19 protein-coding genes and 1 pseudogene are annotated in these 20,483 nt (G+C 71.3%); 10 read left to right on the plus strand and 10 right to left on the minus strand.

What is annotated here, in order from left to right; translation table 11 throughout:
- The first annotated feature begins 6 nt into the window (after positions 1 to 6).
- Positions 7 to 1,086 (plus strand): Zn-dependent alcohol dehydrogenase, encoded by a 1,080-nt coding sequence (locus tag GTY58_RS34245; RefSeq protein WP_010987997.1) that lies wholly within the window; start codon positions 7 to 9, stop codon positions 1,084 to 1,086.
- Positions 1,087 to 1,092: 6 nt separating this feature from the next.
- Here the strand turns inward: GTY58_RS34245 and GTY58_RS34250 are convergent, their stop codons facing one another.
- From GTY58_RS34250 to GTY58_RS34260, 3 genes are all read right to left on the minus strand, one after another.
- Positions 1,093 to 2,106, minus strand: coding sequence for a DMT family transporter (locus GTY58_RS34250; protein WP_042493865.1), 1,014 nt, complete (start codon positions 2,104 to 2,106; stop codon positions 1,093 to 1,095).
- A 148-nt stretch (positions 2,107 to 2,254) separates the two neighbouring features.
- A complete protein-coding gene (locus GTY58_RS34255) occupies positions 2,255 to 2,989 on the minus strand; it encodes a winged helix-turn-helix domain-containing protein (protein WP_161271983.1) in 735 nt (244 codons plus the stop codon).
- Between the two features lie 114 nt (positions 2,990 to 3,103).
- Positions 3,104 to 3,745, minus strand: a complete 642-nt coding sequence (locus tag GTY58_RS34260) for a TetR/AcrR family transcriptional regulator (RefSeq protein ID WP_010988000.1) — start codon at positions 3,743 to 3,745, stop codon at positions 3,104 to 3,106.
- A gap of 77 nt (positions 3,746 to 3,822) precedes the next feature.
- Here GTY58_RS34260 and GTY58_RS34265 point away from each other — a divergent pair, with 77 nt between their 5' ends.
- The 3 genes from GTY58_RS34265 (at position 3,823) to GTY58_RS34275 (ending at position 6,090) form a co-directional block, all read left to right on the plus strand.
- On the plus strand, positions 3,823 to 4,974 hold the full coding sequence (locus GTY58_RS34265) for an acyl-CoA dehydrogenase family protein (RefSeq protein ID WP_010988001.1): 1,152 nt from the start codon (positions 3,823 to 3,825) through the stop codon (positions 4,972 to 4,974).
- A 110-nt stretch (positions 4,975 to 5,084) separates the two neighbouring features.
- Positions 5,085 to 5,339: a YiaA/YiaB family inner membrane protein gene (locus GTY58_RS34270; protein ID WP_037646403.1), complete on the plus strand. Its 255-nt coding sequence runs from the start codon at positions 5,085 to 5,087 to the stop codon at positions 5,337 to 5,339.
- A gap of 124 nt (positions 5,340 to 5,463) precedes the next feature.
- Positions 5,464 to 6,090, plus strand: coding sequence for a TetR/AcrR family transcriptional regulator (locus GTY58_RS34275; RefSeq protein WP_037646404.1), 627 nt, complete (start codon positions 5,464 to 5,466; stop codon positions 6,088 to 6,090).
- 46 nt (positions 6,091 to 6,136) lie between these two features.
- On the opposite strand, the gene GTY58_RS34280 is transcribed toward GTY58_RS34275, so the two are convergent.
- Complete coding sequence (locus tag GTY58_RS34280) at positions 6,137 to 6,598, minus strand: MaoC family dehydratase (protein ID WP_010988004.1); 462 nt, start codon at positions 6,596 to 6,598, stop codon at positions 6,137 to 6,139.
- A gap of 62 nt (positions 6,599 to 6,660) precedes the next feature.
- Between GTY58_RS34280 and soxR the strand changes: the two genes are divergently transcribed.
- A complete protein-coding gene (gene soxR / locus GTY58_RS34285) occupies positions 6,661 to 7,215 on the plus strand; it encodes a redox-sensitive transcriptional activator SoxR (protein WP_078234563.1) in 555 nt (184 codons plus the stop codon).
- A gap of 40 nt (positions 7,216 to 7,255) precedes the next feature.
- On the opposite strand, the gene GTY58_RS34290 is transcribed toward soxR, so the two are convergent.
- Together GTY58_RS34290 and GTY58_RS41055 are read right to left on the minus strand one after the other, a co-directional pair.
- Positions 7,256 to 8,323: an RNA ligase (ATP) gene (locus GTY58_RS34290; protein ID WP_010988006.1), complete on the minus strand. Its 1,068-nt coding sequence runs from the start codon at positions 8,321 to 8,323 to the stop codon at positions 7,256 to 7,258.
- 173 nt (positions 8,324 to 8,496) lie between these two features.
- Positions 8,497 to 8,763, minus strand: a pseudogene (locus GTY58_RS41055) (hypothetical protein); the annotation flags it as partial.
- A 94-nt stretch (positions 8,764 to 8,857) separates the two neighbouring features.
- Here GTY58_RS41055 and GTY58_RS34295 point away from each other — a divergent pair.
- Complete coding sequence (locus tag GTY58_RS34295; protein WP_010988007.1) at positions 8,858 to 9,379, plus strand: hypothetical protein; 522 nt, start codon at positions 8,858 to 8,860, stop codon at positions 9,377 to 9,379.
- An 85-nt stretch (positions 9,380 to 9,464) separates the two neighbouring features.
- Here GTY58_RS34295 and GTY58_RS34300 read toward each other — a convergent pair whose 3' ends face one another.
- The gene (locus GTY58_RS34300) at positions 9,465 to 10,067 is read right to left on the minus strand and encodes a hypothetical protein (protein WP_010988008.1); all 603 of its coding nucleotides are present in this window, start codon (positions 10,065 to 10,067) and stop codon (positions 9,465 to 9,467) included.
- A 284-nt stretch (positions 10,068 to 10,351) separates the two neighbouring features.
- Between GTY58_RS34300 and GTY58_RS34305 the strand changes: the two genes are divergently transcribed.
- Positions 10,352 to 13,141: a penicillin acylase family protein gene (locus GTY58_RS34305; protein WP_010988009.1), complete on the plus strand. Its 2,790-nt coding sequence runs from the start codon at positions 10,352 to 10,354 to the stop codon at positions 13,139 to 13,141.
- Between the two features lie 36 nt (positions 13,142 to 13,177).
- Here GTY58_RS34305 and GTY58_RS34310 read toward each other — a convergent pair whose 3' ends face one another.
- Positions 13,178 to 14,539, minus strand: a complete 1,362-nt coding sequence (locus GTY58_RS34310; protein ID WP_010988010.1) for a hypothetical protein — start codon at positions 14,537 to 14,539, stop codon at positions 13,178 to 13,180.
- Between the two features lie 125 nt (positions 14,540 to 14,664).
- On the minus strand, positions 14,665 to 15,930 hold the full coding sequence (locus GTY58_RS34315; protein WP_037646408.1) for a DUF1343 domain-containing protein: 1,266 nt from the start codon (positions 15,928 to 15,930) through the stop codon (positions 14,665 to 14,667).
- 187 nt (positions 15,931 to 16,117) lie between these two features.
- On the opposite strand from GTY58_RS34315, the gene GTY58_RS34320 reads away from it, so the two are divergent.
- Genes GTY58_RS34320 through GTY58_RS34330 form a run of 3 tightly spaced genes read left to right on the plus strand, consistent with a single transcriptional unit; the run spans position 16,118 to position 19,167 of the window.
- Entirely contained in the window at positions 16,118 to 16,882 is a 765-nt protein-coding gene (locus tag GTY58_RS34320; RefSeq protein WP_010988012.1) for an SDR family oxidoreductase, read from the plus strand.
- Positions 16,879 to 18,546: an AMP-binding protein gene (locus GTY58_RS34325; RefSeq protein ID WP_010988013.1), complete on the plus strand. Its 1,668-nt coding sequence runs from the start codon at positions 16,879 to 16,881 to the stop codon at positions 18,544 to 18,546. Before GTY58_RS34320 ends, GTY58_RS34325 begins: the two co-directional genes overlap by 4 nt.
- 27 nt (positions 18,547 to 18,573) lie before the next feature.
- Positions 18,574 to 19,167, plus strand: a complete 594-nt coding sequence (locus GTY58_RS34330) for a TetR/AcrR family transcriptional regulator (protein ID WP_037646409.1) — start codon at positions 18,574 to 18,576, stop codon at positions 19,165 to 19,167.
- 86 nt (positions 19,168 to 19,253) lie between these two features.
- Here the strand turns inward: GTY58_RS34330 and GTY58_RS34335 are convergent, their stop codons facing one another.
- Complete coding sequence (locus tag GTY58_RS34335) at positions 19,254 to 20,477, minus strand: acyl-CoA dehydrogenase family protein (protein ID WP_010988015.1); 1,224 nt, start codon at positions 20,475 to 20,477, stop codon at positions 19,254 to 19,256.
- Positions 20,478 to 20,483 lie beyond the last annotated feature (6 nt).

Consider the following 20,483-nt stretch of genomic DNA (forward strand, 5'->3'; position numbering starts at 1 on the left):
CCCACCATGGTCCGCGCAGCTGTACTGCCCGCCGTCGGTGCTCCGCTGGAGATCACCGGGATCGAACTGCCCGAGCCCGGTCCCGGCCAGGTCCGGGTCCGGCTCGCCGCCGCCGGGGTCTGCCACTCCGACCTGTCCCTGTCCGACGGCACCATGCGGGTGCCGGTCCCGGCCGTCCTCGGCCATGAGGGCGCGGGCACCGTCGTCTCCGTGGGGGAGGGCGTCACCCAGGTGTCGCCCGGCGCGGGCGTCGTCCTCAACTGGGCGCCGTCCTGCGGAAGGTGCCACGCCTGCTCGCTGGGCGAGGTCTGGCTGTGCGCCGACGCGCTGACCGGCGCCGGGACCGTGTACGCGCGGCGCACCGACGGCTCCGACCTGTACCCCGGGCTGAACGTCGCCGCGTTCGCCGAGGAGACGGTCGTCCCGGCCGCCTGCGTACTGCCCGTGCCCGACGGCGTGCCGCTCACCGACGCGGCGCTGCTCGGCTGTGCCGTGCTCACCGGCTACGGAGCCGTCCATCACTCGGCGAAGGTCCAGCCGGGCGAGACGGTCGCCGTGTTCGGGGTCGGCGGGGTCGGCCTCGCGACGCTCCAGGCCGCCCGGATCGCGGGCGCGTCGAAGATCGTCGCGGTGGACGTCTCGCCGGAGAAGGAGTCGCTCGCCCGCCGGGCCGGGGCCACCGACTACCTCGTCGCCTCCGAGAACACGGCCCGCGAGATCCGCGGGCTCACCGACAAGCAGGGGGTGGACGTCGCCGTCGAGTGCGTGGGCCGCGCCGTGACCATCCGCACCGCCTGGGACTCGACGCGGCGTGGCGGCCGCACCACGGTCGTCGGCATCGGCGGCAAGGACCAGCAGGTCGTGTTCAACGCGCTGGAGATCTTCCACTGGGGCCGCACCCTGTCGGGCTGCGTGTACGGCAACTCGGACCCGGCGAAGGACCTGCCGGTCCTGGCCGAGCACGTACGGGCGGGGCGCCTGGACCTCGGCGCGCTGGTGACGGAGCGGATCGCCCTCGACGGCATCCCGGCGGCGTTCGACAACATGCTGGCCGGCAAGGGCGGCCGGGCGCTGGTGGTGTTCTAGGCGCGCCTAGGCGCGCGGCTCCGGGGCCGGTCGAGGAACTGGATCCGGAGCCGGTCGAGGAGCTGGTTCCGGGGCCGGCGCCGGGGCCGTGTCCTCGGGCACAGGCGCGGTCGTCCGGCCGCGCGGCCGGGAACGCGACACCGCCACCCCGGCGAGACACAGCAGGCCACCGGCCAGCGTCAGCGGTCCCGGCACTTCGTCGAGCACCAGCCAGGACATCAGTACGACGAGGGCGGGCACGGCGTACGTGGTCGCGCCCATGCGGCTCGCGGTCGTACGGGCGAGGGCGTACGCCCAGGTCGTGAACGCCAGCGCGGTCGGGAAGACGCCCAGGTAGAGCATGTTGAGGGTCGCGGAGACGGGCGCGGCGGCCGCCTCGTGGACGAGCTGCCCGGCGAAGGGCAGACACCCGACCGCGCCGACCAGGCAGCCGAAGGTCGTCGCCTGGAGCGCACTGGCACTGCCCAGCGCCGGCTTCTGCGCGACGACTCCGCCCGCGTATCCGGCGGCGGCGAGCAGACACAGCACCACCCCGAGAACCGAGGATCCGCCCTCCCCGGACAGGGAGAGACCCACGGCGACCGCACCCGCGAAGGACACCGCCATCCCCGCGAGCAACCGCGGCGACAGGGCGTCGCCGAGCAGCCGGGCACCGAGCAGGGCGATGAGGATCGGGCCGATGTTCACGACCAGGGCCGCCGTGCCCGCGTCCACCTGCTGCTCGCCCCAGTTGAGCACGACCATGTAGCAGCCGAACCAGAGCAGCCCGGACATGACGATCCCCGGCCAGGCCGCGCGCGGCGGCAGACCCTCCCCGCGGACGAGACAGATGACACCGAGCGCGAGGACGCCCGCCAGCAGCCGGCCGAGCGCCAGCGCGCCCGGCGAGTAGGCGGCACCCGCACTGCGGATCGACACGAAGGCGGAGGCCCACAGGACGACGGTGACGGCCGCCGCGCCCGCGGCGAGCAGCTCCGCGCGGCGGCGGGGTGCGGGGGTGAACGGGGGAGTGCTCATCATGCTCCCGAGGCTAGGAGGGGGACAGACAGGGGGCACGCGGATTTCGGACGTCGTACTGCGGCTGCCGCTGTGGGTGTGGCTGTGCGTGCGGGTCCGGCTGCGGCCGCTCTTGAGGCAGCGCCGCTCATGTGGTCGCTGCCGCTCCCGCTCAGCGCAGCGCACCCGTCGCGATGCCCAGCAGCGCCGCGAGCGCCCGCTCCCCTTGGTCCGTGACCTTCACGGCCCGCTCGGAGCCGATGCGTACGCACCACCCCGCGTCCAGAGCGTGCCGGCACAGGGCCGCGCCCGCGACGCCCGCGAGATGGGGCCGGCGTTCGGTCCAGTCGAGGCAGGCCCGGGCCAGCGGGCGTCGGCCGGTGGGTTCGAGACCGATACCGGCGTCCGCGAACCACTTCAGCCCGTCGTCCGTGAGCGCGAACCCGGTGTCCTGGCGCAGCAGCCCACGTCCGGTCAGCGCGTCGGTGAGGGCGATGCCGAGCCGCCCGGCGAGGTGGTCGTAGCAGGTGCGCCCGCGGGCCATCGCGGTGCCGGCGCTGGACTCCCGCAGCGTGCGCGGTTGTTCGAGGGCGCCGGGCGCGACCTGGGCCGCGAGATCCTCGACGAGCTGCGCGGTCCGCCCGTCGGCCAGCCGTACGTACCGGTGCCGCCCCTGCCGCTCCTCGGCGAGCAGCCCGCCCGCGACCAGCTTGCCCAGATGCTCGCTGGCGGTGGAGGCCGCGACTCCCGCGTGCCGCGCCAGCTCGCCGGCCGTCCACGCCCGCCCGTCCAGCAGCGCCAGCAGAAACGCGGCCCGCGTCTCGTCGGCGATCAGCCCGGCGAGCCGGGCCAGCCGCGGCGCCTGGGCATCCCGGGACCTGTGTCGGCTCGTCATGCGTTCCAGCATGCGGTACGGACACTTCGGCACCCGCCGAAGTGTCCGTGGCGGGTGCCGATCGCGAAGAGGCGCGCGCCCCCGGTCGCCGGGCGGCGGGAACTCGGCGCCAGGGCCAGGGGCGGCCTAGAGGGCCCGCCGTACCTGCTCGTACTGCTGCGCGAGCCCGTCCAGCAACGCCGTGAGCCCCGTCTCGAACGCCCGCTCGTCGATCTTCTCCTGCTGCTCGGCAAGCAGGTGGGCCTGCCCGAGGTGGGGATAGTCGGCGGGGTCGTACGCCGTCTCGTCGTCGACGAACCCGCCCGCGAACGAGCCCAGCGCGGAGCCCATGATGAAGTACCGCATCAGCGCGCCGATGGACGTGGCCTGCGCGGGCGGCCAGCCGGCGCGGACCATCGCCCCGAAGACGGCGTCGGCGAGGCGGAGGCCGGCCGGGCGTCGCCCGGGGCCCCGGGCGAGCACCGGGACGATGTTCGGGTGGTCGCGCAGCGCGGCGCGGTAGGAGAAGGCCCAGTCGTGCAGCGCCGTCCGCCAGTTCCGGCCGTCCTCGAACATCGACAGGTCGACCTGCGCGCTCACCGAGTCCGCGACCGCCTCGAGGATCTGGTCCTTGGTGCGGAAGTGGTTGTAGAGCGAGGGCCCGCTGACCCCGAGTTCGGCGGCGAGCCGGCGGGTGGAAACGGCCGCCAGGCCCTCGGCGTCCACCAGCGCCCGTGCCGCGTCGACGATGCGGTCGGTGCTGAGGAGGGGCTTGCGCGGTCGGGCCATGGCGCACATAGTAGGGCTGCGCACGTAAACTAGCAGTGCTAATTTAAATGTACGGCTTTCAAATGGGGTGACGCGCCATGAACCTGGAGCTCAGCGAGGAGCAGACCGCCGTCCGGCAGCTCGCCAAGGACTTCGTGGACCGCGAGGTCGCCCCGAACGTCATCGCCTGGGACCGCGCAGAGGAGGTCGACCGCTCCCTCGTCAAGAAGCTGGGCGAGGTCGGCTTCCTCGGGCTGACCGTCGACGAGGAGTACGGCGGCTCCGGCGGCGACCACCTCGCGTACTGCCTGGTGACGGAGGAGCTGGGCCGGGGTGACTCCTCGGTGCGGGGCATCGTGTCGGTCTCCCTCGGGCTCGTCGCCAAGACGATCGCGTACTGGGGGAGCGAGGAGCAGAAGCGGCAGTGGCTGCCGGGGCTCACCTCCGGCGCGTACGTCGGCTGCTTCGGCCTCACCGAGCCCGGCACCGGCTCCGACGCGGGCAATCTGACGACGAGGGCCGTACGCGACGGCGACGACTACGTCGTCAACGGCACCAAGATGTTCATCACCAACGGCACCTGGGCCGACGTCGTGCTCCTCTTCGCCCGCTCCACGGACGCACCCGGACACAAGGGCGTCTCCGCCTTCCTCGTCCCCACCGACACCCCCGGCCTGACCCGCCGCCCCATCCACGGCAAGCTCGGCCTGCGCGGCCAGGCCACCGCCGAGCTGGTCCTCGAGGACGTCCGCGTGCCCGCCTCGGCGATGCTGGCGCCCGAGGGCAAGGGCTTCTCCGTGGCCATGTCGGCGCTGGCCAAGGGGCGGATGTCGGTCGCGGCGGGCTGTGTCGGCATAGCCCAGGCCGCGCTGGACGTGGCGGTGAAGTACGCCACCGAGCGCGAACAGTTCGGGAAGACGATCGCCCACCACCAGCTCGTACAGGAGCTGATCAGTGACATCGCCGTGGACGTGGACGCCGCCCGGCTGCTGACCTGGCGGGTCGCCGACCTCGTCGACCGGGGGCAGCCGTTCGCCACCGCGTCCTCCCAGGCCAAGCTCTTCGCCTCCGAGGCCGCCGTGCGCGCCGCGAACAACGCCCTCCAGGTCTTCGGCGGCTACGGCTACATCGACGAGTACCCGGCGGGCAAGCTGCTGCGCGACGCCCGCGTGATGACGCTCTACGAGGGCACGAGCCAGATCCAGAAGCTGCTGATCGGGCGGGCGCTGACGGGGGTCTCGGCGTTCTGAGGAACCTCGTTCCGAGTTCCGCGGGACCTGGTTCCGGCCGGCCTCGTCTGAGTACGTCCTGAGTACGGCGGCGGATGTGGTTCCGGCCGTGGCCGCCGACCCTTGTCCGTATGAGCGAGACACCGGTCAAGCAGCAGAACACGGCAGCCTTCTACGGTCAGGCCGTCGCCTCTTTCTCCGTCGCCATGGCGGCCACCGCCATCGGCATCTTCAAACTGCACGCCGACGCCTGGGTGCGGGGCTTCCTGGCCATCGCCGTCCTGTACCTGGTGACCTCGGCCTTCACCTTGGCCAAGGTGATCCGGGACCGGCAGGAGGGCGCGCACCCCGCGGGGCGCGCGTACGGCCCCTTCGAAAAGCTGTGATCCGTTCGCCCACCCGTTTGCCGACTCGTTCATCCACCCGTTCGCACCGCGCTGAACGGGCACTCTAAGCGCTCGCTCACCTTCAGAGGTATGGTGTTCGTCCTGCCACTGGAAGGGGCGAGTGATGAGTACGGCGGAGGAGACGGCCGGCGGCGAGATCCAGCCGTGGGCCGAGGTCACCCCTGACGCGGCCCGGCGGTTGCTGGTCGCCGCCGTGGAGGCCTTCGCCGAGCGCGGCTACCACGCGACGACCACCCGCGACATCGCGGGCCGGGCCGGCATGAGCCCCGCCGCGCTCTACATCCACTACAAGACCAAGGAAGAGCTGCTCCACCGCATCAGCAGGATCGGGCACGAGAAGGCGCTGGAGATCCTGCGGCCGGCGGTGGAGGGCGAGGGCAGCGCCGCCGAGCGGCTCTCCGAGGCCGTACGGTCGTTCGTGCGCTGGCACGCCGGGCAGCACACCACCGCACGGGTCGTGCAGTACGAACTGGAGGCGCTCGGCCCCGACGCGCGCGCCGAGATCATCGCGCTGCGCCGGCAGACCGACGCGGCCGTGCGCGGGATCATCCAGGACGGCGTGGCGGCGGGCGACTTCGACGTCCCGGACGTGCCCGGCACCACCGTGGCGGTGCTCTCGCTCTGCATCGACGTGGCCCGCTGGTTCAACGTCAACGGCCCCCGTACGCCCGACGAGGTCGGCGCGCTCTACGCCGACCTCGTGCTGCGGATGGTGAGGGCGAAGGTCTAGAGGGTGGATCCGAAGGACACCCCCTGGCCCGCTCCCGCCGGCGGCCTCAGAAGTAGTAGCGCGACACCGACTCCGCCACGCAGACCGGCTTGTCGCCGCCCTCACGCTCGACCGTCACCGCGGCCGTGACCTGGACGCCCTCGCCCGCCTCCGTGACCTCCTGGAGGACGGCGGTGGCGCGCAGCCGTGAGCCCACCGGCACCGGCGCGGGGAAACGCACCTTGTTCGAGCCGTAGTTGACGCCCATCTTCATGCCCTCGACCCGCATCACCTGCGGCACCAGCGCGGGCAGCAGCGACAGCGTCAGATAGCCGTGCGCGATGGTCGTGCCGAACGGACCCGCGGCGGCCTTCTCGGGGTCCACATGGATCCACTGGTGGTCGCCCGTGGCGTCGGCGAACAGATCGATCCGCTTCTGGTCGACCTCCAGCCAGTCGCTGTACCCCAGCTGCTCGCCCACCGCCGCCTTCAGCTCGTCGGCGGATGTGAAGATCCTCGGCTCTGCCATGTCCCTGGCCTCCTGTGTCGCCATGTCTAAGCAACTGCTTAGCATGGTCGGGCGGGGGGCCCATGTCAACGGGCCGCGAGTGTGACGAGGTAGGTAGGCTTCGAGGGGTGCCCCAGATTCCCGAGAAGATCCATGAGCTCACGGTCGGCCAGCTGTCGGCCCGCAGTGGCGCCGCCGTCTCCGCCCTGCATTTCTACGAGTCCAAGGGCCTGATCAGCAGCCGCCGCACCGCGGGCAACCAGCGCCGCTACCACCGCGACGCGCTGCGCCGGGTCGCTTTCGTCCGCGCCGCGCAGCGCGTCGGCATCCCGCTGGCCACGATCCGCGAGGCGCTCGCCGAACTCCCCGAGGAGCGGACCCCGACGCACGAGGACTGGGCGCGCCTCTCCGAGGCCTGGCGCGCCGAACTCGACGAGCGCATCACCCAGCTGGGCCGGCTGCGGGACCATCTGACGGACTGCATCGGGTGCGGATGCCTGTCGTTGGAGACCTGTGTGCTCTCCAACCCGGACGACGTCTTCGGCGAACGGCGGACGGGCTCGCGGCTCATGGTGGACCGCGCCGCGAGCCGGCCGCGGCGCACACCGGGTCAGCAGCAGCCCGAGGACTGCTGCTGACCAGTCCTGACCAGTCCCCGGCCTGCTGCGGCCGGTCCGGTCACTCGTACTCCGTGCCGCCCTTGCGGGTCAGATACGCCGGACTGACCGCCTTCGCGATCGCCCGGCCGCCGGTCACCGGGCTGCGCCGCTCGGTGGCGGACCGGATCACGACGCCCTCCCGCAGATGCAGCCCGTGCCCGGAGACCGTCTCCCGTCCGGAGGCGGTCTCCAGGACCCGCTCGATGTCGTACGGGCCCTCGTACAGCCTGGGTACGAGGGGCAGTTCGCCGTCCAGCCGATCCGCCGCGTCCAGCCAGCGGACCTCGCCGTCGATGTCCGCGGACACGTCGAACACGGCGTACCCGAGGGTGTCGCGGCGGCCGTCCGCGCCGTACGTCAGGTCCTGTACGCCGGCCCCGTACACCTCGCCGAAGATCCCGACCCGGCGTGCCCCGAGCCGTTCGGCGAGGCGGGCCGCGGCCTGGGCCACGCCGTGGCCGTGCACGGCGCGCCAGTACAGATTGCGCGGATCCTCCTTCAGGGCGAGGGACTTGGCGCCGAAGCCCTTCGAGGAGACATGCACACGGTCCTCGTCGGCGAGGTACGTCACCAGGCATGCCGTGCCGTGCAGCTTCTCCGTCAGGACGACGGGTTCGCCGGGCGTGAAGATGTCCGGGTAGCGCTGGATGTTCTCGATGTCGACCCAGCGCAGCAGATCGGGCACGGACTCGATCTCGCCGCTCATCGTGGGCGGGATCGGCGGCACCCACTTGGTGATGCCGAGCAGCTCCGCGAAGTCGGTTCCGTCCGCCACCGTCCGCGCGAGGTCGACGTCCGCCAGCGCCTTCGGCCGGCAGACGATCCCCTGCGACAGCTCACCGCGCAGCCGTACGGCCTTGACCCGGTCGGAGCCGCTGCCCGCGAGGCGTCCGGTCAGCCCCAGCTCCTCGATCAGCCCGGCCGGCAGCACGGACTGCTCCGGGATGTAGACGGCGGTCTCGCCGGTGCGATACGCGCCCTTGGCGACGACGGCCCGGTACAGGCCCACCTGGGCCAGTTCGAGGGCGTCGGCGTTCGGGTGGGGGTGGATGGTCAGCACTTCGGCGGTGACGCGCAGCGTCGACATGTCAGGGCTCCTCGGGTTCCTCAGCCGGGTTTCATCGCCCCCAACTGTCCCTACGGGAAAGGGGTGGAGCGAGCCGATTTGGTGCTGGTAGCGTCGGGCTCTTCGGCCGGCGGCGAGGTCGTGCGCGGAGTCCTGACCGGAACATCTCCCACGCCCTCACCAGCCCTCGACGCCGCCTCCACCGCCACTTTGCGCTCCAGGAGCGCCCCCGCGACGCCCTCCGCGCCGGGCTCGTGCCGGTTGACCGAGGCGTGATCGGGTAGGACGGTCCATTCACGGACGCGCGCCACCCGGGCCGCGGGATCCGGTTCCCCCCATGCGCCCGTGGTCGCCCCGATCGGAACGCGAACCTGTGAACGTATCTCTTCGAGTGCCGTCGCAAGCGCTTTCGCCGACAATGTGTGCTGTCCGCAAGGGGACTTGGGATGCACGTGGACGTCCACCGGCACCATGCCCCCGATGGTGCCCCCCGCCACTGACAACCAGCCTCGACCCGGGGCGAACCGGTGTTCAGGAGACGGAGAAGGAGGAGAAATGAGCGTCGTCATCAGCTCGTTGAAGTACGAGGCCGCGCACTCGGGGGCGCAGAAGATCACATACGACAACGACGGCTACCACCTGGTCCGCTTCCCGTACGAGGTGAGCGAGGAGTCGTACGACCCCTGGAAGATGCACGATCCGGCCCGGGGCGGTGGCCAGGCGTCGACGTACCCGGACACCCGCTCCGGGCTGATCTGGCCCAGCCACGACGGCTGGGCCGTGCTGTCCGCGATGGTCTTCTGGGAGGCCGACGCCCGCGCGCTGGAGTACCGGGCGCGCTTCGTGCGCGACCCGCTGGGTGTCTCCACGGGGTACGACTCGACGGCCACGAACGACACGACGCTCACCCGCGGCGGCCAGTACCGCACTTATCTCTGGCAGATGTTCGTGCATCCGGGGACCCCCGTCGGCCTGAAGATCTCGGCGCGCGGTGTCGGTGACGCGAAGATCGCCGTACCGATCACCCTCGCCGAGTTCAAGCTCGCCATCCACACGGACGTCAAGACGCCTTCGTAGGCAGCGCCTTTCGGGCGCTCGTCCGATCAGGACACCCCGGGCACGCGCACGGGGGCGCGGCCTTCTGTGCGCACCCCCGTCGTGCTCACGCCGACACCAGCAGCCGTCCGCGCCTGGCCTCCACCAGGGCTTCGGGTGTCAGAACGGGCCGCGGCACCACTATTCCGCAGCCCGTGCAGACCGGGCCCGACGACGGTTCGTGGGCCAGGTCGTACTTCCATGTGAGGCGCTCCCCGGCGCACACGGGGCAGGCCTCGCCCGGCTCGCGCTCCAGTGCGGCGATGAGCCGGCGCAGCACCTCGGCCAGTGCTTCATGGGGATGGACCCGTGGGTCGTCGCACCAGGCGACGCCGAAACCGCCCCAGGTCAGCCGGTGCCAGTCGTCCACGCTGCCCGGCCTGCGCAGCCCGTCGTGCTTCTCCTTCTTGCGGCGCTGCGCGAACTCGACCTCGTAGGCGAGCCAGACGGAGCGGGCCTCCTCCAGCTCGTCCAGCGCGGCCACGAGCCGCGCCGGATCGGGCGAACGGTCCTCAGGACCGAACCCGGCCCGGGAGCACAGATGGTCCCAGGTCGCCCGATGCCCGTAGGGGGCGAACCTCTCAAGGCACTTGCGCAGTGAGTACCGCCGCAGTGCCAGATCGCACCTCGGATCTCGCACCTGTCTCGCCAGACTCCGGAAACCGGCCATCGCCTTGCACCTCCGTCACACCTGCACCTGAACTTCGGTCACTTCGGCGTCGTCGAACGGACGTCGCCGAATAGACGTATCGACAAGCAATTCGGCTCCATCCGATTTTCGATGACCGCCATAAGCCACCCGCCGAGTCGTCCCGGCTTACCTCCCGCCGCTGTCAGCCGCCTGTCGGCGGCACTGTCCGACTGCGATGAATCCCAAAAACTGACGCATGTTCATCTTCAATCTCGGGGATACCGGCGGTAACGTCCGGCCCACCCCCGTCGGTAGGAGCTGCCATGTCACGGCGCACCCCACGCATCGCCCTCGACAGACTGAGAACTCCTCGCAGAATCCCCAAGTTCCTCAAGGCCGCTTCGATATGCGTCCTCGTCGCCGGTCTTTTGTCCCCCGTCACCCAGGTGGCCGCCGCCGACACCTCGGCCGCGGCCGCCGGTGACTACTGCGGCGGCCAGTGTTCCGACATCCTCCCGCCCGGCGAGAACGGCAACGCCACCCTCGCCCAGATCCTCCTCAACCAGGCCTTCGGCACCCAGCCCGACCACGCCGAGGACCAGCTCGCGCCGTACGGCAATCTGCCCTCCGGCTACTCCGCGCTCACCGACGCGAAGATCAACAACTTCTTCAACGACGCCTCCTTCGGGGTCGCCTCCGACCAGGTCGCCTCCACCACCAAGCCCGGCGGGCGCAGCGACGTGACGATCGTCCGCGACAAGAAGACGGGCGTCCCGCACATCACGGGCACGACCCGTTACGGCACTGAGTACGGAGCCGGGTACGCCGCTGCTCAGGACCGGCTCTGGCTGATGGACGTCTTCCGGCACGTCGGACGGGGCCAGCTGACCTCCTTCGCGGGTGGCGCCCCCTCCAACCAGGGCCTGGAGCAGGAGTTCTGGCGCAACGCCCCCTACACCGAGGCCGATCTGCAGGCCCAGATCGACAGCGCCATCGCGAACAACGGCGCCCGCGGCCAGCAGGCCCTGGCCGACGCCAACGCCTACATCGAGGGCATCAACGCCTACATCGACGCCTCCGACAGCGGCCGCTACTTCCCCGGCGAGTACGTCCTGACCGGCCACAAGGACTCCATCACCAACGCCGGCACCATCGACCACTTCAAGCTCACCGACCTGGTCGCGCTGGCCTCCGTCATCGGCGCGCTCTTCGGCTCCGGAGGCGGCGGCGAGGTCAACAACGCCCTCTCGCTGATCGCCGCCCAGTCCAAGTACGGCGTGACCGAGGGCACCAAGGTCTGGGAGTCCTTCCGCGAGCGCAACGACCCCGAGGCGGTCCTCACCGTCCACAACGGCGAGAGCTTCCCGTACGCGTCGAAGCCCGACTCCCCGCAGGGCGCGGCCCTGCCCGACGCGGGCTCGGTGACCCAGGAGCCGCTGGTCTACGACCGCACCGGCAGCGCGGCCACCGCCGGTGCCACCGGCGCCTCGGCCACGGCGGCCGCCACCACCCTCACCTCAGCCAAGCGCGGCATGTCCAACGCCCTCGTGGTCAGCGGCAAGCACACCGCGAGCGGTCACCCGATCGCCGTGTTCGGCCCGCAGACCGGCTACTTCGCACCGCAGCTGCTGATGCTCCAGGAGATCCAGGGACCCGGCCTGAGCGCCCGTGGCGCCTCCTTCGCGGGCCTGAGCATGTACGTGGAACTCGGCCGCGGCCAGGACTACTCCTGGAGTGCCACCACCTCCGGCCAGGACATCATCGACACCTACGCGGTCGAGCTGTGTCAGGACGACTACCACTACCTCTACCACGGCACCTGCACGGCCATGGACAAGGTCGAGCGGACCAACTCCTGGAAGCCGACCACCGCCGACTCCACCGCGGCCGGCTCCTACCGCATGCAGGTCTACCGCACCAAGTACGGCCCCGTGGAATACCGGGCGACGGCCGGCGGCAAGAAGGTCGCGTACACCACCCTGCGCTCCTCCTTCCTGCACGAGGCCGACTCGATCATCGGCTTCCAGATGCTGAACGACCCGGACTACGTCAAGAGTCCGCAGACGTTCCAGAGCGCCGTGCAGCACATCAACTACACCTTCAACTGGTTCTACGCCGACTCCACGCACACCGCGTACTACAACAGTGGCGACAACCCGGTACGCGCCACGGGCGTCGACGCCGAGTTCCCGGTCTGGGCGCAGGCGGCGTACGAGTGGCGGAACTGGAACCCGGCGACGAACACCGCCGACTACACGGCGGCGTCCGCGCACCCCAACTCCGTCGACCAGGACTACTACATCTCCTGGAACAACAAGCAGGCCAAGGACTACACCACGGCCTCCTGGGGTGACGGCTCCGTGCACCGCGGCAACCTCCTGGAGGACCGGGTGAAGAAGCTGGTGGCCGCGGGCGGGGTGACCAGGGCCTCGCTCGTGAAGGCGATGGCCGACGCCGCCCTCGCCGATCTGCGGGCCGAGGACGTGCTGCCGAAGCTCCTGAGGGTCATCAACAGCTCGACGGTCACGGACACCACGGCCGCGGCGGCGGTCGGCAAGCTGTCCGCGTGGGTGACGGCCGGCGCCAAGCGCACGGAGACCTCGGCCGGCTCGAAGGCCTACGCCAACGCCGACGCGATCCGCATCCTGGACGCCTGGTGGCCGCTGCTGGTGAAGGCCGAGTTCGAACCGGGTCTCGGCAGCGACCTGTTCACCGCCTTCACCAGCAACCTGCCGACCGACGAGCCCCCGTCGTCCGCGCACGGCCCGACCGGCGCGCACGCCGGAAGCTCCTTCCAGTACGGATGGTGGAGCTACGTCGACAAGGACATCCGGGCGGTGCTCGGCGAGCCGGTGCAGGGCGGACTGGAGAAGTCGTACTGCGGCTCCGGCAGCCTCAGTGCCTGCCGGGACACCCTGATCAGCACCCTCAAGGAGGCGGCAGGCAAGACCGCGGCCCAGGTCTACCCGGGTGACGACCAGTGCTCGGCGGGCGACCAGTGGTGCGCCGACTCGATCGTCCAGCGGACGCTCGGCGGCATCAAGCACGGCAAGATCACCTGGCAGAACCGGCCGACGTACCAGCAGGTGGTGGAGTACACGTCGCACCGGTGACACCGGGCGCACCGACAACTCCCCAGCGGCGGCGGGTCAGCGTATGCGGCCCGCCGCCAGCACCACCTGCGCCAGCTCCCGGTGCACGATGTCACTGTGCGCGCCGGTCGGCGGGCCGCCGCGCTTGACGACCGCGGCGGCGTCGACGTTCACACAGCCCGACGCCGGCAGCTCGGCCCGCAGCGCCTCGGCGAGGGTGAACGCGCGCGTGCCGTCCACCGCCTGCACCCCGTCGTGGCCCATCGCACCCCACCGGGGGCCCAGCGTCCGCCCGATGTCGAAGTCGGCCCCGAGCTCCCCGGCGGCCGACCGCGCGTCACCGGCCATGCGCGACGCCAGCGGATACATCGTTCCGAGCGCCGAGTCGAAGTGGGAGTAGCAGCACACCAGCGGACCGTCGATGCGGCTCTGGAGACCGTGCAGCGCCCCGCTCGCGTGCGTGTCGTGCGGCAGACGCGCCGCGAACGCGTAGTGCGAGAAGGCCCCCTGGAGCAGCGTCACGGACTTCACCGTGCGCACCCCCGCCGGCAGTCCGCGCAGCGCGAACGACACCAGCCGTCCCCCGAAACTGTGCCCGACCAGATGCACGCGTACGTCCGGCGCCGCCTGTGCGAGCCGGCCGAGGACGCGCCCGAGTCCCCGTTCGCCGACCGTCCCCGCGCGCCGCTTCATCGCGTAGTACGTGGCCTGCCGCAGCAGCTCGTGCGCCCCGTCCCACAGCCCCGCCGGCGTGAAGGAGAAGTCGACCGCGCCGGACGCCGCGCTCGTACCGTGTAACGACGCGACCCGGTCGAGCGCCCGCGCGAAGTCGCGGCACACCAGCGCCGTGTCCCCCGAGAGCATCTCGGGGCCGCTCACCGGCCCGCCCGTCGCCAGGGTGTCCGCGGCGCACGCGTCCTGCGGATCCTGCGGCCGCGCCTCGACCAGCAGCCGTACGAGCTGTCCGAACGTCTCCAGCGAGGCCTCCTCGTCCGGATGCCGCTCCAGCAGCCGCGCGATCTGCTCGACGAGCGTGGCCCGGTCGGGGAACACCTCCACCAGCGCCTGCCTGGCCCCCTTGGCGAGGGCCGGGCGCGCGACCGCCGTGACCTCGGCCGGCACGGACGCCGGGAAGTCGGGGATCGGCTCGTCCGGGAAGATCATCGAGGGCCACACCACACCCACGTACCCGAGACGCGCCCGCGGTGCGAGCGCCGGGACCGGCTGGAAGAAGCGGCTGTAGAGCCGGGTGGCCCCCGAGCGTTCGTTGTTCCAGCCGTGGGCGAAGACGACCAGGTCATGGACCTTGCGCTGCGCCACCTGCGCGAGCAGCCGATCCCGTTCCCGGCCGTCCACGTCCCCGTCCGCGTCGAACGTCAGCTCCCAGTAGGGAGTCACACTCATTGCCCGTTCCGCCATGACAGGCCCCCTTGGCCCCTGTGGTCCCACGATGTGGGCGTATCGTCCTGCCGGCGGGGGAGGTTGGCCAGATGTCACGTGCGGTCCGGTGCGACCGAACCGAAGTGCCGGGTGCGGTCGCCGCTTCAGCGGTAGACGAGGTACTCCTTGCGTACGCGGCGGAACGCGGCCAGCTCGTCCTGCCAGGCGGCCACCACCTCGTCGGCGGTCGCCCCCGCGTCGATCATGGTGCGCACCCGCGCGGAGCCCGTCAGCTTGTCGATCCAGTTGTCGGAGCGCCAGGTGAAGCCGCTCCAGACCTTCTTGGCGGTCACCAGCAGCGCGACTCCGGTGCGTACGGGGTCGTAGGCGGCCCGGTCGTGCACATGGATCTGCACACCCCCGACGGTCTTGCCCTGGAACTTGGAGAAGGTGGGCGCGAAGTACGCCTCCCTGAAGCGCACGCCGGGCAGGCCGAGCCGCTCGGCCTCGCGAGCCCACCGGCCGTCGATCCCGTCCGCGCCGAGCAGCTCGAACGGGCGTGTCGTCCCGCGCCCCTCCGACAGGTTCGTCCCCTCGAAGAGACACGTTCCCGCGTACACGAGAGCGGTGTCGGGGGTCGGCATGTTCGGGCTCGGCGGCACCCAGGGGAGGCCGGAGGCGTCGTAGAACTCCGACCGTTTCCAGCCGGACACGAGGACGGTGTCCAGCGGTACCGGCGTCGTCAGGAACTCCCCGTTGAACAGCCGTGCCAGCTCCGCGGCCGTCATCCCGTGCGCCTGCGCGATCGGCTGCCGGCCGACGAACGTCGCGAACTCCTTGTGCAGCACCGGGCCTTGGGCCGTCCGCCCGGTCACCGGGTTCGGCCGGTCGAGCACCACGAAGCGCTTGCCCGCGAGCCCGGCGGCCTCCATGCAGTCGTACAGCGTCCAGATGTACGTGTAGAAGCGGGCGCCCACGTCCTGGATGTCGAACACGACGGTGTCGACGCCGGACGCGGTGAAGACGTCGGCGAGCGGCCGGCCGCTCTTCAGATACGTGTCGTAGACGGGCAGGCCGGTCGCCGGGTCGTCGTAGCGGCCCTCCGAACCGCCCGCCTGCGCGGTGCCGCGGAAGCCGTGCTCCGGACCGAAGACCGCGGTGAGGTGCACCCGGTCGTCCGCGTGCATCACGTCGACGATGTGGCGCACTCCCCCACTCTCGGCTTCGCTCGAGCGGGAGGGGCCCCCACTGGTGACGCCGGTGGGGTTCGTGACGATGCCGACCCGCTGCCCGTCGAGCAGCCCGTAGCCGTCCGCGGCGAGCCGCTCGAAGCCCGTGCGCAGCCGGCCGCCGTCCGCCGCGGCCGGGGGCGCGGTCAGCGACACGGCCGCCGTGGTCGCGGCGAGCAGCCCTCGTCTGGACAGTTTCATGCGGTGACCTCCGTGATCGACGGAACTGTCATGGCCACGCACGCTAGTGCGCACACCGGCCCCGAGGAACGCACCGCACCGGCCTTGTCACCGGGACCCCTTCCCTCGCTACATACCGACTGGTTAGTCTGATGAGGCAGCAGAGCCGACTGCCGCAGAACCATGCGCGTCGCGTCGAAGGAGACCGATGGTGGAAGCCGTGCAGGATGCCGGAGTGGTCGTCACCGGAGCGGGAGGCGGCATCGGTGCCGCACTGGCCCGCCGCTTCGCCGCCGAGGGGGCCAGGGTCGTCGTCAACGACCTGGACGCCGTTCGGGCGAAGGCCGTGGCCGACGAGATCGGCGGCATCGCGGTCCCGGGCGACGCCTCCGCGATCGTGGCCGAGGCACGGGACGCCCTCGGCGGCACGGTCGACGTGTACTGCGCCAACGCGGGCCTCGCCTCCGGCGGCACCGAAGCCGCCGACGAGAAGGTCTGGGCGCTCGCCTGGGACGTGAACGTGATGGCGCACGTCCGGGCGGCCCAGGAACTGCTCCCCGGCTGGCTGGAGCGCGGCAGCGGCCGTTTCGTCTCCACCGTCTCGGCCGCCGGCCTGCTCACCATGATCGGCGCGGCGCCCTACAGCGTCACCAAGCACGGCGCGTACGCCTTCGCCGAGTGGCTCTCGCTGACGTACCGGCACCGGGGCGTGCAGGTCCACGCGATCTGTCCGCAGGGCGTGCGGACCGACATGCTGACCGCGTCCGGCAGCGCGGGCGACCTGGTGCTCGCGCCGACCGCGATCGAGCCCGACGACGTCGCCGACGCCCTGTTCAAGGGGATCGAGGAGGACCGCTTCCTGATCCTGCCGCACCCCGAGGTCGCCGAGTACTACCAGGCGCGGGCCACCACGCCCGACCGCTGGCTGGCGAACATGAACCACATCCAGCAGAAGTGGGAGGCGGCCCGATGACCGGATCCCCCTACGCGGCGAAGCCCTGGACCGCCCTGCTCAACGATGCCCAGGGCGCCCCCGTCGCCCCCGTCGCCTCCCTGGTGCACGCCGTACGCAGGGCCGCCGCCGACACCCCGGAGCGCACCGCCCTCGCCTACTTCGACGGGCGGATCACCTATCGCGCGCTCGACGAGCTGAGCGACTCCGTCGCCGGGCACCTCGCCGCGCGCGGTCTGGAGCGCGGCGACCGGGTGGCGATCCTGCTCCAGAACTCCCCGCACTTCGTGCTCGCCCTGCTCGGCGCCTGGAAGGCGGGCGCGATCGTCGTGCCCGTCAACCCGATGTACAAGTCGGGCGAGGTCACCCATGTCCTGAAGGACGGCGAAGTGGCCGCCCTCGTGTGCTCCGACCGCGCGTGGGACTCGTACCTGCGGGAGACGGCCGCCGGTACGCCGGTACGGATCGTGCTCACCGCCTGCGAGCTGGACCTCCAGACCCGTAACGACGCGCGCGTGCTGAACTTCGAGCGCCTTCCGCAGGCTGCGGACGCCGACGACCTGATCGCGGTCGCCCGGCGAGGGCACAAGGCGCCCGCCGACCGCGCGGCCGTCCCCTCCGACATCGCGCTGATCAGCTACACCTCGGGCACCAGCGGTGCTCCCAAGGGCGCCACCAACACCCACGGCAACATCATGTACAACGCCGAGCGGCAGCGCACCGGGCTCGCCCTGCCCGGGACGCCCGTCTACTTCGCGATGGCGCCGCTGTTCCACATCACCGGCATGGTCGCCCAGCTCGCCGGATGCCTCAACAGCGCGGGCACGCTTGTGCTCGCGTACCGCTTCGAGGCCGGGGTCGTGCTCGACGCGTTCGCCGAGCACCGGCCGGTCTACACGGTCGGCCCCTCGACCGCCTTCATGGCGCTGGCCGCGCACCCGGACGTCACCCGCGACCACTTCTCCTCGTTCCGGATGATCTCCTCGGGCGGCGCGCCGCTGCCGCCCGCCCTGGTGGAGAAGTTCCGCGCCGGCTTCGGCCCTTACATCCACAACGGCTACGGGCTCACCGAGTGCACCGCGCCCTGCGCCTCCGTACCGCCCGGCCTGGAAGCCCCCGTGGACCCGGTCTCGGGGACGCTGGCCGTCGGCGCACCCGGTCCCGACACCGTCGTACGCATCGTCGACGACCAGGGCGAGGAGGTGCCCTTCGGGGAGCAGGGCGAGATCCTCGTCCGCGGCCCGCAGGTCGTGCCCGGCTACTGGCGCCTCCCCGAGGCCACCGCCGAGACCTTCCCCGAAGGCGAGCTGCGCACCGGCGACATCGGCTTCATGGACCCCCAGGGCTGGCTCTACGTCGTCGACCGCAAGAAGGACATGATCAACGCGTCCGGCTTCAAGGTGTGGCCGCGCGAGGTCGAGGACGTCCTGTACACGCATCCGGCGGTGCGCGAGGCGGCCGTCGTCGGGGTGCCGGACGGGTACCGCGGGGAGACCGTCAAGGCGTACATCAGCCTGCGTCCGGGGGCCGACGAGGACCCGGCTGCGTTCGCCGCGTACTGCAAGGAGAGACTGGCCGCCTACAAGTATCCGCGTCAGGTGGAGATCCTGCCCGACCTGCCGAAGACGGCGAGTGGGAAGATCCTCCGTCGGGAACTGCGTTCCCGGTCCGGCGAAACCCAGTAGACAACACTCGGAAGGCAGGTGGCGGCAGTGCCCAGGACGACGGACGGTGACGGCACGCCCGTCCCGCAGCGGCTCCTCGCCGCCGCCACCCGGCTCTTCGCCGACCGTGGCTACGACCGCACGTCGGTCCAGGAGATCGTCGAGGCGGCGGGCGTCACCAAGGGCGCCCTGTACCACTACTTCGGCTCCAAGGACGACCTCCTGCACGAGGTGTACGCGCGAGTGCTGCGCGTCCAGCAGGAGCGTCTCGACGCGTTCGCGGACGCCGACGCGCCGATCGAGGAGCGGCTGCGGGCGGCGGCGGCCGACGTGGTCGTCACCACCATCGACAACCTCGACGACGCGATGATCTTCTTCCGCTCCATGCACCATCTGAGCCCCGAGAAGAACAAGCAGGTACGCGCGGAGCGGCGCCGCTACCACGAGCGCTTCCGCGCGCTGATCGAGGAGGGCCAGAAGGAGGGCGTCTTCTCCACCAGGACGCCCGCCGACCTGGTGGTCGACTACCACTTCGGCTCCGTGCACCACCTGTCGACCTGGTACCGCCCGGGCGGCCCGCTCACCCCGCAGCAGGTCGCCGACCAACTGGCGGACCTGCTGCTGCGGGCGCTGCGGCCGTAGTTCTCCTCCGGCGCATGGGTAAGGGGCGGTCGCCATGGCGACCGCCCCTTACCCATGGCTCACAGGTACTTCGCCCGTGGCTCGGCTCAGACGTACTTCTTCAGCTCCCGCCGCGCCAGCGAGCGCTGGTGCACCTCGTCGGGGCCGTCCGCGAGCTTCAGCGTGCGGGCGCTCGCCCAGAGTTCGGCCAGCGGGAAGTCCTGGCTGACGCCGCCCGCGCCGTGCAGCTGGACCGCCTTGTCGATGATGTCGACAACCGTACGGGGCGTGGCGATCTTGATGGCCTGGATCTCGGCGTGGGCCCCCTTGTTGCCGACCGTGTCCATCATCCAGGCCGTCTTCAGCACCAGCAGCCGCAGCTGTTCGACGGCCACGCGGGCGTCGGCGATCCAGTTGTGCACCACGCCCTGCTGGGCCAGCGGCTTGCCGAAGGCCGTGCGGGAGACGGCCCGCCTGCACATCAGCTCGATCGCCCGCTCCGCCATGCCGATCAGCCGCATGCAGTGGTGGATGCGGCCCGGACCCAGCCGGGCCTGGGCGATGGCGAAGCCGCCGCCCTCCTCGCCGATCAGGTTCGACACCGGCACGCGCGCGTGGTCGAAGATCACCTCGGCGTGGCCGCCGTGGGAGTGGTCCTCGTAGCCGTACACCTGCATCGCCCGCTTGACCTGGACACCCGGGGTGTCGCGGGGGACCAGGATCATGGACTGCTGACGCCGGATGTCCGCGCCGCCCGGGTCCGTCTTGCCCATCACGATGAAGATCTTGCAGTCCGGGTTCATCGCCCCGGAGATGTACCACTTGCGGCCGGTGATGACGTACTCGTCCGTGCCGTCGGAGGCGCGCTCGATCAGCGTGGTGATGTTGGTGGCGTCGGAGGAGGCCACCTCGGGCTCGGTCATCGCGAACGCCGAACGGATCTCACCGGCGAGCAGCGGCTCCAGCCACTGCTTGCGCTGGCGCTCGTCGCCGAACTGCGCAAGCACCTCCATGTTGCCGGTGTCCGGCGCCGCGCAGTTCAGCGCGGTCGGCGCCAGCTGCGGGGAGCGGCCGGTGATCTCGGCGAGCGGCGCGTACTGGAGGTTGGTGAGTCCGGCGCCGTACTCGGAGTCCGGCAGGAAGAGGTTCCACAGGCCCTGGCGGCGGGCCTCGGCCTTCAGCTCCTCGACGATCACGGGCGTGTCCCACGGCGAGGCGAGCCGCTCGCGCTGCTCGTGGGCGACGGCCTCCGCCGGATAGACGTGCTCGTCCATGAAGGCGAGGAGCTTCTGGCGCAGTTCCTCGGTGCGCGCGTCGAACGCGAAGTCCATGGCGGT

The organism is Streptomyces sp. SID5469 (assembly GCF_009862865.1).
Classification (GTDB): domain Bacteria; phylum Actinomycetota; class Actinomycetes; order Streptomycetales; family Streptomycetaceae; genus Streptomyces; species Streptomyces avermitilis.

Excerpts from the sequence above, each read along its gene's own strand:
- GTY58_RS34245 (WP_010987997.1), top strand. The coding sequence starts at position 7 with ATGGTCCGCGCAGCTGTACTGCCCGCCGTCGGTGCTCCGCTGGAGATC.
- GTY58_RS34250 (WP_042493865.1), bottom strand. The coding sequence starts at position 2,106 with ATGATGAGCACTCCCCCGTTCACCCCCGCACCCCGCCGCCGCGCGGAG.
- GTY58_RS34255 (WP_161271983.1), bottom strand. The coding sequence starts at position 2,989 with ATGCTGGAACGCATGACGAGCCGACACAGGTCCCGGGATGCCCAGGCG.
- GTY58_RS34260 (WP_010988000.1), bottom strand. The coding sequence starts at position 3,745 with ATGGCCCGACCGCGCAAGCCCCTCCTCAGCACCGACCGCATCGTCGAC.
- GTY58_RS34265 (WP_010988001.1), top strand. The coding sequence starts at position 3,823 with ATGAACCTGGAGCTCAGCGAGGAGCAGACCGCCGTCCGGCAGCTCGCC.
- GTY58_RS34270 (WP_037646403.1), top strand. The coding sequence starts at position 5,085 with ATGAGCGAGACACCGGTCAAGCAGCAGAACACGGCAGCCTTCTACGGT.
- GTY58_RS34275 (WP_037646404.1), top strand. The coding sequence starts at position 5,464 with ATGAGTACGGCGGAGGAGACGGCCGGCGGCGAGATCCAGCCGTGGGCC.
- GTY58_RS34280 (WP_010988004.1), bottom strand. The coding sequence starts at position 6,598 with ATGGCAGAGCCGAGGATCTTCACATCCGCCGACGAGCTGAAGGCGGCG.
- soxR (WP_078234563.1), top strand. The coding sequence starts at position 6,661 with ATGTCAACGGGCCGCGAGTGTGACGAGGTAGGTAGGCTTCGAGGGGTG.
- GTY58_RS34290 (WP_010988006.1), bottom strand. The coding sequence starts at position 8,323 with ATGTCGACGCTGCGCGTCACCGCCGAAGTGCTGACCATCCACCCCCAC.
- GTY58_RS34295 (WP_010988007.1), top strand. The coding sequence starts at position 8,858 with ATGAGCGTCGTCATCAGCTCGTTGAAGTACGAGGCCGCGCACTCGGGG.
- GTY58_RS34300 (WP_010988008.1), bottom strand. The coding sequence starts at position 10,067 with ATGGCCGGTTTCCGGAGTCTGGCGAGACAGGTGCGAGATCCGAGGTGC.
- GTY58_RS34305 (WP_010988009.1), top strand. The coding sequence starts at position 10,352 with ATGTCACGGCGCACCCCACGCATCGCCCTCGACAGACTGAGAACTCCT.
- GTY58_RS34310 (WP_010988010.1), bottom strand. The coding sequence starts at position 14,539 with ATGGCGGAACGGGCAATGAGTGTGACTCCCTACTGGGAGCTGACGTTC.
- GTY58_RS34315 (WP_037646408.1), bottom strand. The coding sequence starts at position 15,930 with ATGAAACTGTCCAGACGAGGGCTGCTCGCCGCGACCACGGCGGCCGTG.
- GTY58_RS34320 (WP_010988012.1), top strand. The coding sequence starts at position 16,118 with ATGGTGGAAGCCGTGCAGGATGCCGGAGTGGTCGTCACCGGAGCGGGA.
- GTY58_RS34325 (WP_010988013.1), top strand. The coding sequence starts at position 16,879 with ATGACCGGATCCCCCTACGCGGCGAAGCCCTGGACCGCCCTGCTCAAC.
- GTY58_RS34335 (WP_010988015.1), bottom strand. The coding sequence starts at position 20,477 with ATGGACTTCGCGTTCGACGCGCGCACCGAGGAACTGCGCCAGAAGCTC.